This window comes from Alteromonas sp. 14N.309.X.WAT.G.H12 (genome assembly GCF_036697315.1).
Taxonomy (GTDB): Bacteria; Pseudomonadota; Gammaproteobacteria; order Enterobacterales; family Alteromonadaceae; genus Alteromonas.
This window is the reverse complement of record NZ_JBAHZB010000044.1, coordinates 19063-29654: the sequence shown is the minus strand read 5'-3', so window position 1 is coordinate 29654 and position 10592 is coordinate 19063. Positions and strand designations below refer to the sequence as shown.

Annotated in this window: 11 protein-coding genes; 7 read left to right on the top strand and 4 right to left on the bottom strand. The window is 45.6% G+C overall.

Translation table 11 applies throughout. The features are described from left to right. Both V5298_RS12315 and V5298_RS12310 read right to left on the bottom strand, forming a co-directional pair. A partial coding sequence (locus tag V5298_RS12315; RefSeq protein WP_332931747.1) for a TVP38/TMEM64 family protein occupies window positions 1-553 on the bottom strand: 553 nt, incomplete at its 3' end. 21 nt (window positions 554-574) lie between these two features. Further along, the gene (locus V5298_RS12310; protein ID WP_416351179.1) at window positions 575-2953 is read right to left on the bottom strand and encodes a TonB-dependent receptor; all 2379 of its coding nucleotides are present in this window, start codon (window positions 2951-2953) and stop codon (window positions 575-577) included. A 151-nt stretch (window positions 2954-3104) separates the two neighbouring features. Between V5298_RS12310 and V5298_RS12305 the strand changes: the two genes are divergently transcribed. The 7 genes from V5298_RS12305 (at window position 3105) to arsB (ending at window position 8944) form a co-directional block, all read left to right on the top strand. Continuing rightward, on the top strand, window positions 3105-3530 hold the full coding sequence (locus V5298_RS12305) for a hypothetical protein (RefSeq protein WP_332931745.1): 426 nt from the start codon (window positions 3105-3107) through the stop codon (window positions 3528-3530). A gap of 289 nt (window positions 3531-3819) precedes the next feature. Next, window positions 3820-4395 (top strand): YSC84-related protein, encoded by a 576-nt coding sequence (locus V5298_RS12300; RefSeq protein ID WP_332931744.1) that lies wholly within the window; start codon window positions 3820-3822, stop codon window positions 4393-4395. A gap of 337 nt (window positions 4396-4732) precedes the next feature. Next, window positions 4733-6235 carry a DUF3360 family protein gene (locus V5298_RS12295; protein WP_416351178.1) on the top strand — a complete coding sequence of 501 codons (1503 nt, stop codon included), beginning with the start codon at window positions 4733-4735 and terminating at the stop codon, window positions 6233-6235. A gap of 128 nt (window positions 6236-6363) precedes the next feature. Further along, the gene (locus V5298_RS12290; RefSeq protein WP_332931742.1) at window positions 6364-6708 is read left to right on the top strand and encodes a metalloregulator ArsR/SmtB family transcription factor; all 345 of its coding nucleotides are present in this window, start codon (window positions 6364-6366) and stop codon (window positions 6706-6708) included. A gap of 11 nt (window positions 6709-6719) precedes the next feature. Further along, window positions 6720-7193, top strand: a complete 474-nt coding sequence (locus V5298_RS12285; protein ID WP_332931741.1) for an arsenate reductase ArsC — start codon at window positions 6720-6722, stop codon at window positions 7191-7193. Then, window positions 7193-7909 carry an arsenical resistance protein ArsH gene (gene arsH, locus V5298_RS12280; RefSeq protein WP_332931740.1) on the top strand — a complete coding sequence of 239 codons (717 nt, stop codon included), beginning with the start codon at window positions 7193-7195 and terminating at the stop codon, window positions 7907-7909. Before V5298_RS12285 ends, arsH begins: the two co-directional genes overlap by 1 nt. Before the next feature lie 9 nt (window positions 7910-7918). Further along, window positions 7919-8944, top strand: coding sequence for an ACR3 family arsenite efflux transporter (gene arsB, locus V5298_RS12275; RefSeq protein ID WP_332931739.1), 1026 nt, complete (start codon window positions 7919-7921; stop codon window positions 8942-8944). Window positions 8945-9063: 119 nt separating this feature from the next. Here the strand turns inward: arsB and V5298_RS12270 are convergent, their stop codons facing one another. Both V5298_RS12270 and V5298_RS12265 read right to left on the bottom strand, forming a co-directional pair. After that, window positions 9064-9651 carry a cytochrome b gene (locus tag V5298_RS12270; RefSeq protein ID WP_332931738.1) on the bottom strand — a complete coding sequence of 196 codons (588 nt, stop codon included), beginning with the start codon at window positions 9649-9651 and terminating at the stop codon, window positions 9064-9066. 244 nt (window positions 9652-9895) lie between these two features. Next, on the bottom strand, window positions 9896-10592 hold a 697-nt coding region (locus V5298_RS12265; protein ID WP_332931737.1), incomplete at its 5' end, for an EAL domain-containing protein.

The window sequence follows — 10592 nt, the reverse complement described above, 5'->3', positions numbered from 1 at the left end:
GTTGTGTACCAGCATTAACGTAAACAAGGGTGCCCGCCAACATGCCCACCTGACTGACCCAGTAAAATGTGAAGGTTTTAATGCTCGTTAAACCCATCAGTAAGTTGATAAGGAAAAACGGAAACACCGGCAATAACCGCAACGTGAAAAGATAAAAGGCCCCCTGCTTTTCAACGCCAGCATCAATAGGCTTTAATTTCTCACCGAAGCGCTGTCGTACAGTATCGCGCAAAATAAACCGAGCGACTAAAAAGGCTAGGGTTGCCCCTATACTGGAGGCAAAGGAAACAATAATTAACCCTTGCCACAAACCAAATAACGCTCCCGCGGCCAGAGTTAAAATCGCCGCCCCCGGTAATGAGAGTGCGGTGACGGCCACATAAAGGGCAAAGAACACCCCAACACTCAAAACAGGGTTTTCAAGGATACTGGCTTGGAAATTAGACAGGGAGGCTTTCATTCCGTCTAACGATAGGTAGGTATTTAAATCAAAATAGAAAAAACCAACCACGGCTGCTGCAATAAGCGCAATCAAAGCTAACTTCTTAAACATATTTACTACTCCGTTGTGCGCTTAAAACGCGTATTGCATGCTAACTTGTAAATGTCTGGGTAAATTCGGCATCACTAGTGTGGCGCCAAAATATCCCCCTTCAAACACGGGCTGCCAGTTTTCTTCATCGGTGACATTCAACACGTCCAACCGCACACTTAAGGCTGGATTCACCTGATAATTGGCATTCACATCAATGTTAATTTGATCGCGAATAAACACTGTCCCCAAAAAGTCTAAAGGGAATGATTTGGTATATTGACCGGATGCACCCACTAAAACTTTCTCAAAAATGTGCCAAGCGGTGTTAAAAGACACAATTTGTTCAGGCACACCTTGAATACGGCTATCTGAAGGGGCAAATGCGGTAAAGGAAGGTGAGCCAACACCGGTGCCATTAATAATGTCCAGCCGGGAGCTATCAAATGCATCAATCACTTGGGCGGTATCCTGAAATGCAGCAGAATCATCAAAACGGGCATCGAGATAACTGTAACTGCCGTTTATCCAAAAGTTTTCACCTTGATAAAATGCCTGTAGTTCAAAACCTTGTGACTTAATCCCGCTGTTACTGCCATCTCGATTTCGCAAGCTTCGGGTTTGATCAAACAATGACGCTTCACCATACCAGTTATCGTCTGGTGCATATTTTACCCCTATTTCATAAAGGCTATTTTGTGTTGCGAAATTCAAAGGGTTAATTTGATTGTCGGCACCTAACGCTGTGCCCCCCGCCATACTGTTGGAGGTTGCATCGTTCTCAGAAAGCGCCGCATAAAGGTTAACCGTATTAGAAAGCGTATAGTTTGCACTTAACTGATAGCTCACCAAGGTATCACTATGGCTATCCGCGGCCGGGCTCTCCCCATCTGGCGCAAGGGGATCAGACGCCGTCACATCGTAGTGATCCACCCGCACGCCGGCAATGGTAGAAAACTTGTGAGTCCAATCAGATCGTTGTTGCACTACCAACCCCGTTTGCCACGACGTCGAATCGGTCGTATCAGACAAATTATAGTCCCCGGTGCCATCCCCATCCAAATCATATTGACCTCCGGGGGAGACGTAGACATTCGGCCGTAGCATCGCCAGCCTGGCCTTTTGCTCATCCGTTAAAGGGATAACGCGATTAGACAAGGGACCGGTAAGATCCACAGGATTATCTGCTTCGGTGGTAAACTGGCTGTATCCCAGCACGTCGTTATAACGTACAGACAAGCCAAGGGTGGTTATTTGGTTTTGACTATATCTAAAATCCACTTCGGTACGATTTTCAAAGGTACTGGCACCATCAATTATTTCAACGAAGCTGTTTGTAGCGATTTCTTCGCGATTAAGATATTGAAAATAAGTAAGGTTTCTTATGGTTATTGCATCGTTAAGTTCATGAATAAGCTTGCTGCGTAGCAGCGTCGTATCTGCATTGTTTATATCATCAGGGTGGGTATAAACTAAGCTACGGGAAATAACCACTTCACCGGTGGGTGAAATTATGCTGCCTGCTGCCGGTACCGTGCTGCCATTGCTTTGCACGCCCTGCCCGGTGATATACACGTTGTTATCGATCAGCTTCTGTGTAGGCCGATTTATCCCAGCAATATCCGGGTAATCGGCATTATAATATTCTGCGCTTAAATCCCACCGCGTTGCTTCAGAAGGCGCATAACGATAGGCGACAAAAACATTCTGACTTTTCTGACTGGCGTAATCAAAGTAACTGCCGTGATCTTGCCACTCCACACTCACCCGAATGCCATGTCTACCTTCTACTATGGCCTTGCCCACATCCACACTGGCGGAATATTGATCCCATCGTCCAGCACGTAACGTTATTTCACCGGTGGTACCACTTAAGGGAGCCGTTTTCGTTGATAAATTGACAAAACCACCGTTTCTTTGGGTACTGCCAAGTAGCACAGGTGATGGGCCTTTAACCACATCAATTTGTTCCACACTGTTAAAAGACAGCGGAAGACCAAAGCCGTTATTTCCTGCTTGACGCCTTATACCATCTTGAAAGAGTTCCCCTAACTGTCCGCGAATACTTGGCAGACTCGGCGTACCGAATCCACTTGAGGCGTAGGCATTCGGTGCGATTTTCGCAATATCGTGAATAGTACTAATATTCAATGCCTCTATCATCTGAGCGGATAAGGAGGTGACAGAACGGGGAACATCAAAGGCGCTCAATCCCGGTCCGAAGATACCGCCTAAGACATTATCATTCGGGTTTAAACTGGCGATCCCTTGTTGGCTTCCCAGCACTTCAATCAGTTCGATGGTGTTATCATCGGGGACTTGTTGGGCGTTCACTGTAGCGCTAACAAACAGTGCAATACTCGATAAGACGAGGCTTCTGTTACCTAAACATCCTTTTGAATTTGTCACGGTTGCTCTCATTGCATTGTTGATTTTTTGATTCATTGCACATTAAGACCTGCCACCTACCAATTAACTTTCAGTATGGTTTAAAAAAATTTTTACGCGAACTATGAAATAAAAAAGGCGTTTATCCGTTCTATTTAAACTTAAACTCACCATTGGAAATTTTATGCAATCACAACCATCTACCACGCAACACCCCCTAGCATCACGATTAAGTTGGTCTTTATTGGCCATCCGGTTAACCGTATTTCTCGTGATGTTTGTATGGACCTTAGACAAATTCGTTAACCCATCACATGGGGCACGTATTTTTGAAGCCTTTTATGGTTTGGGTGGTGTACCCGAAATTGCGGTATACATCTTAGGTGCCTTACAGCTGGTTCTGGTATTTGCTTTTGTGGCGGGCATTGCGAAGCGTTGGACCTACGGACTCATCTTTGTGCTACACGGTGGTTCAACACTGTCAGCGATCAATCAATATATGGATGCGTTTAATCACCTGCTCTTTTTTGCGGCTTGGCCAATGTGGGCTGGATGTTTCGCGCTGTATTTACTGCGCGATGCCGATACCCGATTTACATTAGGTAAATAAGCTTTACATCTTCACTATCCTAACCCAGGTTTCATTCAGTTATACTGGAGCCTGGGCTTCATCAGCGTTATTACGCGTAGCCATAAAAGATAGAAAGAAAGGTGTGTCCGCAAAAAGCTACACTCCACATTGAATTTTTATCGAAAAAACGTTAAAAATTTTCTTTTTCAAATTAAAATCAATTAGTTAAAGTCAATGGCTTAACTATTGCTTTGTTTACTGCGACCTATACTATTACCTTTCTTCTGCGAAGAAAAACGAAGAGAAAACGCGACATCAGGAGTGAATAATGAGCGTTCTTACATCTTTTTGGCAACGAATGGCGGTGATTGCCATGACGTTAAGCCTTGCCAGTTGCGCTTCCATGGGCACAGGAACTATCTCTGAAAAAAGGGAAGCCATTTTAACCATGCAAGATGCGGCATTGGCCCAACTGTTTATGGAGAAACCTGACACCAAAGGACAACTACAAAACGCCCCCGGGTTTGCCGTATTCAGCAATGCCAATGTGAACGTTATTTTCCTTTCCGCTGGCACAGGTTATGGGGTGGTGAACGACAATCAAACAGGCCAAAAAACTTATATGAATATGGCTGAAGGTGGCGTTGGTCTTGGCATTGGTGCAAAAGACTACCGCATTGTTATGGTTTTTCACACCCGAGAAGCGATGAAATATTTTATCGAACAAGGATGGACAGCGGGTGGCAATGCTGACGCCACGGCCAAAGCCGGAAATAAAGGTGTCGCCTTTAATGGCGAGGGTTATTTTGGCAATGTCACTGTGTACACCATGACTGAAAGCGGCCTGGCCTTGCAAGCCACGGTGAAGGGCACTAAGTTTTGGGTAGATGACGCCCTTAACTAGATCTTCCATAGTTAGCAATAAATTAAATAAGTTTATTTCCCCCACATTGCCTAAGTCCCTGCTTAGGCACCCCCCATATAAGACCAATGGCTTACGCCTTTATGTTAACAGTTTGTTATTTTAATTTTCACCTCCACATTCCAACCATCAGCTTAAACCCCCTACCCGACTTAAGATCCAACGATAACAGCTTGCGTTAGCCCCAACACCGTGGCGATAAAACCACCCAGAATGTTTTGTTTTTGTTGTTTATTTAACGTTTTAGCAACTTTCATAACCTTTTTTCTACTTTAGTATGCCGACAGTCAAGATTTCAGCCCATGGAGTAGAAATGACCATCAACACCTCACCTACCGACAATTTAGGTAAAAACCACATCGACAGCACCGCTGACGATGCTTATCAGAAAAAGCATCGGCCAAGTTCTTCTTTTCAATCTCGCGATGAGTACCTTTCTCACGAACTGCAGATCATGTCTCCTAAACGCTGGCGCCCCAATCTGCCGTTTAAAGATTATCGATTTGAATGGGAAGATACGATCCCCGCCATGGCCGCCACCATTGGTAAAGTGGTGATGGTGGGCGCCATTGCTGCGACCTTTGCCGGCCCATTAGGTCTTGGTGACACCTTTGTCTTAGAAAACGTGCGCTATGAATTGATCATCGTTGCCTTTTTTATTGTGTTGTTTTCAGGCTTTATCTTGCCCACCGCTAACTTAGCCGGTACTCACGGCCCGTTAATTCCACTGATACCTTTGGTGGTTGCCGCTGGCGGGCATCCCATGGCATTTGGGTTATTAATTGGTATTTTTGGCTTTTTACTGGCAATCAGTAAAGGAGGAAGCCTGCTGGCAAACCTCACCAGTAAAGGGGTGTGTGGCGGATTACTCCTCTACCTGGGCTTTATTGGCACCACCTCACAGGTGAAAAAGCTGTTTGCCTGGGCTGACGGCATAGGCATGTCACATATTTCCTTTGTGGTCATCGCCTGTACCATCGTTTTATATGCCCTTTTGGAACATTGGAAAAAACGCTGGCTGGCGGTGCCATTAAGTTGTTTGCTCGGTGGCGGATTAGCCTTTGCCATGGGCGCCCCCTTTGAATTTCATACCACCCCCGGTTTTCCCAATATTAACCCTATGTACTGGTGGGGAGAAAACACCGGATGGATGTTAGGGTTACCCACCGCCGAAAGCTTTATTGTGGTTCTTCCCTTTGCGGTTTTGGCCGTGGCGATGTGGTCACCGGATTTTCTTGGTCATCAGGTGTTCCAAAAGATCAGCTATCCCCCACGCTCTGAGAAGGTACAAATGAACATTGACGACACCATGATCAGTGCCTCGGCCCGACAAACGGTAGGATCTATCTTAGGCGGCGCTAACTTTGCTTCATCTTGGGGAACCTATATTGTTCCGGCAGCTATAGCCAAAAGACCCATCCCAGCTGGTGCTTTACTTACCGCTTTATTTTGCGTAATTGCAGGACTGTGGGGCTATCCAATGGATCTAGCGATTTGGGAGCCCGTATTGTGCGTCGCCTTGATTGTGGGTGTTTTTATTCCCCTGTTAGAAGCCGGCATGGAAATGACCCGAGAAGGCAAAACCACCCAATCCGCCGCCATCGTTGTCTTTGCATCATCACTGGTTAACCCGGCTTTTGGCTGGTCACTCACCATGCTCCTTGATAACCTCGGCTTAATTGGCTGTAAAGCGCGTAGCGCCGAGCTCAGTAGAACGAGCCGTTGGATCATACCCGGCGCAATGTTCTTGATACTGACCACGGTTATGGCCTTGGTGGGCTTATTACCGGGCATACCGGCTATTTTAGAAAACTTCCGATAACGGAAAAAATCCCATCCAGCTAAGGCCAGTGTTATGACACTGGCCTGTTACCCCCCGCAATTTCTCTTTGGTATCCATTGACTCCCCCATATTCATATGTAACTATCCACATATGTGAAAAAACACATATGAAATATATGAACCCGAATGAACTTTTTAAATGTCTATCTGATGAATCCAGGCTTAAGTCTGTGTTGCTCATTTTTCAGTTTAAAGAAGCCTGTGTTTGTGAATTAGTCGAGTCATTAGGGTTAGACCAACCCAAGATATCACGCCATCTCGCTTCGCTGAGAAAATGTAATATTCTGCTCGATGAACGCCGAGGGAAATGGGTGTATTACCGCCTCCACCCTGATTTGCCTTTGTGGGCCAAACAGGTCATTGAGCAAACCGCTTCTGGCGCATCTGACTACTACGCAGATGCGGCTAGGAAATTTAAACAATGTCAAATCAACGGTAATGATTGCTGTTAACAGGAAACCTTATGAAAATACTCTTTATCTGTACTCACAACCGCTGCAGAAGCATCCTTTCTGAAGCCATTACCAATAAAATTGCCGGTGACCTTATTGAAGCGCGCAGTGCTGGTAGTCAACCGGTGGGCGAAGTCCACCCTCTGTCTGTCAAATATCTTGAACAACGTGGATATCCAACAGAAGGGCTAAAAAGTCAGTCATGGGACGAATTTGAAGACTTCCAGGCCGATGTGGTGATCACCGTGTGTGATGCTGCTGCCGGAGAAGCCTGCCCGGTGTGGTTTGGCAAGAGTATCAAAGCCCACTGGGGACTTGCCGATCCATCAAAAATTACCGGTGATGAAGAAACCGTAAAAACGGCATTTTTAGACACCATTTCCATCATTGAACAACGTGCCAAGGCGCTGGCCGACATTGCCAAACAAAACCTCGACAGCGCCGCATTAAAAGAGGCACTGACCCAATTAGGAGTGCAAGCATAATGGCGCAAGATGTAACCACGCCCAATATTGATGAAGCACAATGGGACACCCCCACTGTGAAAAAACTGATTCCTGAGTTTTCTACCCATAAACCACGCATACTGCTGATGTATGGTTCCCTGAGAGAGCGCTCCTATAGCCGATTAGCCGTTGAAGAAGCAGCAAGAATACTCAATAAATTAGGCGCAGAAACCCGGATATTCAATCCCCACGGTTTACCGCAAACCGACACCGAAGATGCGTCTCATCCCAAGGTTCAAGAGTTGCGGGATATGGTTATCTGGTCAGAAGGCCAAGTCTGGTGCTCACCAGAGCGTCACGGTGCCATGACCAGTATTTTTAAAAGTCAGATAGACTGGATCCCGCTAAGTTTGGGTGGAGTTCGCCCCACCCAGGGAAAAACCCTGGCATTGATGCAGGTATGTGGCGGCTCCCAGTCATTTAACACGGTCAATCAAATGCGGATTCTTGGTCGCTGGATGCGTATGGTCACCATACCTAACCAATCCTCGGTGCCCAAAGCGTTTCTTGAATTTAATGACGAAGGACGCATGAACCCCTCGCCTTTTTACAATCGCATTGTGGATGTGCTGGAAGAATTAATGAAGTTCACGCTACTGTTGCGGGACAACAAAGAATACTTTGTCGATCGTTATTCCGAACGAGTTGAATCCGCCGAAGAACTCAGTAAACGGGTTAATCAAAAATCAATTTAGGACAACGTAATGGGACTATTTGAACGCTATCTTTCTGTATGGGTTGCTCTTGCCATCCTTCTTGGTTTGGGGGCAGGCAGCCTGTTTCCAGGACTTTTTAGCACCATTGCCGGATTTGAATTTGCCCACGTTAACTTTGTTATCGCCGTGCTTATCTGGCTAATGATTTACCCGATGATGGTACAGGTGGATTTTTCGTCCATCAAAGATGTGGGCAAAAAGCCAAAAGGGCTAGTATTAACCTTAGTGATAAACTGGTTGCTCAAACCCTTTTCCATGGCTTTCTTAGGCTGGCTGTTTTTCAAGGGAATTTTTGCCGATTGGGTCGATCCGCAAACCGCATCAGAATACATTGCCGGCATGATTTTGCTTGGCGTGGCACCTTGTACCGCCATGGTCTTTGTCTGGAGCCAGCTCACTAAAGGCGATGCCAATTACACCTTGGTACAGGTATCCGTAAACGACATCATCATGATTTTTGCGTTTGCACCATTAGCCGCCTTTTTATTGGGCGTGACAGATATCACTGTACCTTGGGATACCCTGTTGCTGTCAGTGGTGTTATACGTGGTCATTCCATTGGTGGCAGGCGCAATTACGCGGCAAAAACTTGATAAGGCGGATGATCACTCAAGACTGAACAACTTCCTGAGCACCATGAAACCCTGGTCTGTCATTGGCTTGCTATCTACCGTGGTCTTGTTGTTTGGTTTTCAGTCAGAAACCATCATTGCGGATCCTCAAGCCATTGTACTTATCGCCATTCCGTTACTCATCCAGACCTATGGTATTTTTGCCCTCTCTTACTGGCTGGCAAAGCGCATGGGCTTAAGTCACGATATTGCTGCGCCGGCGTGCATGATAGGCACATCCAATTTCTTTGAATTGGCCGTGGCCGTGGCTATCTCCTTGTTTGGCCTGCATTCAGGTGCGGCATTGGCAACAGTAGTAGGCGTATTGGTAGAAGTACCGGTGATGTTATCTCTGGTGTGGTTTGCCAATAAAACCAGACACTGGTTTCCCGCTAAGTCATAAATTAAAAACCCGCGATTAAAATTGACGAACGAATAAAAAATGCGCCGGTGGAACAACCACAGGCGCATTTTTATACACTATCGCTAATTCAGTTTTAGTGAACGATACCTTGTCTCAACCTATTTACCTGACGTCATTTTGTACAAGGTGCGATCTTTTTTAACGTGATGGTGATAAAGCGCCGCAACGACATGCCCTACAATCAACAGCCAGACAATCCAGGCTCCCATCACGTCTTTATGAATAAAATCTATGGGCTTTTCAAATTCTGAAAATGACATTCCCAGCCAATTGTTCACCAACAACTCAAACAGCCAGGTGTCTTCAAATTTCGGCAGTTCAAACATAAAAAAGTAATTGATGTTGCCGCCCGTGCCCAGATAGCCCGTAACCGGCATGATTATCATCACAGCATAGAGTGCATAGTGCCCTAAATGGGCAGCGAAATGTGCAAGTCGCGAACCGGGCTCATCACGGGGTGTTGGGTTGGAAAGCCGCCAGATAATGCGAAGTATAACGATCACCCCAACACTGGCTCCCACGGATAAATGTATTTGAAAAGCATTAAAACTAGCAGGAGTTCTTGGCTCTAAAAACCAATGGGAATAATAGACACTGACATAGGCAACTAAAAATAGCGCCGCCGTGATCCAATGTAACCATTTTGCAATTGAGCCGTAGTTTTCGGCGGTATTTTTAATACTCACGTTATTATCCAGTCTTTTAATACACTACGCGGCGCCGTTAAAACGTCAATGTAGCGTGCACGTTTGCCCACAATACCAAGCGCTGCCTCAGCGTGTAGATTTAGAAATCTCACGTATCACGATGATCCACCGCATTATGATGAGATCATGCACCTCATGCTATGTTTTTATTAATAACTTTTGAAGTTTTACCCCAGAGTTATGCAAAAAATTTACGTTACGGCTTACTCCGCAATTTGTCTGTTTATGAGTCAACAGCACTTTTTTTGTTAGGCGCAACAAAGTGTAAGCCTTGGGTTTTCACGTGTTGACCATAAGCTGAGGCCGACATGGGTTTAGCAAAATAAAATCCCTGAAACTCTTTACAGCCCATTTGCGCCATAATAGTAACTTGCTGTTTTGTTTCCACACCTTCAGACACGCATTTTATATCCAACTCATCACACATTACATGAATGGCTTTGACCAAGCTTTTTTGTCTTTCTGACTCACTGATACGGCTAACAAGAGAGCGATCAAGCTTAAGCTTATCGATGGGATAATCCGCTAAGCGCGCAATATTCGAATAGCCGGTACCAAAATCGTCCACAGAAATGGTAAACCCCCAGGATTGAAGTGTGCGTATTAATTGAAGTGAGTTTGATTGGTTTGCCTCTAGGGAGGTTTCGGTAAGTTCCAACTCTATTTGAGAAGGCATCACATTAAAATCAGCTAAGTACTTCACTAATTTGGAAATAAAATCAGGCTGAGTAAAGTCGATTAACGATATATTAATCGCCACCGGGACGGAAGGAATGTTGTCTTTAGACCACCGTTGTATTTGGGCACACACTTTTTGAACAATCAAGTCGGTGATACGACTCACCATTCTGTATTCCTCGGCAATGGGAATAAATACCGCCGGCGATACCGCACCAAGAATGGGGCTGTGCCATCTTGCC